The following is a 527-nucleotide window of genomic DNA, read 5'->3' as shown; positions in this document are numbered from 1 at the left end:
GCGAGGACGCGCACGCCTGTATCGGCGCCCGCGTCAACGGCCGTCTGGCGACGCTGAGCACGGTCCTGAGGGACGGCGACACCGTCCAGCCCCTCATGGGCCAGGACCCCGCCTCCGAGCCCTCCACGGAGTGGCTGGAGCACGCCCACACCCCCGCCGCCCGCATCGCCATCCAGCGCTGGCTCGCCACCCACCCCTCGACCGCCGCCGACGAGCCGGACGCCCTCGACGCCGAACGCAAGGACGGGGCGCCCGCACCGCGCCCCTCCCACGACGAGCCCGCCGCGCTCTCCGACACCGCGAACGCCGTGGTCGTCGCCGACCAGCCCGACGCGAACGTCCGCCTCGCCGGCTGCTGCACCCCCGTACCACCCGACGAGGTCACCGGCTTCGCCGTCCGCGGGGGAGTGGTGACCGTGCACCGGGTCGAGTGCGCCGCCGTGACGCGCATGAAGGGCCTCGGGCGCGCGGAGATCGCCGTGCACTGGGGGGACACCACCGAGTTCCGGGTCACCCTCGTCGCCGAG

General features: G+C 75.7%; 1 protein-coding gene. It reads left to right on the top strand.

The features are described 5' to 3' along the window. Nucleotides 1-527, top strand: a 527-nt coding sequence (locus tag AOK15_RS13800; protein WP_240508420.1) for a TGS domain-containing protein, incomplete at both ends; no start/stop codon positions are given.

This window comes from Streptomyces ossamyceticus (assembly GCF_001418475.1).
GTDB classification, from domain to species: Bacteria; Actinomycetota; Actinomycetes; order Streptomycetales; family Streptomycetaceae; genus Streptomyces; species Streptomyces ossamyceticus.
This window is presented reverse-complemented; position numbering and strand designations above follow the sequence as displayed.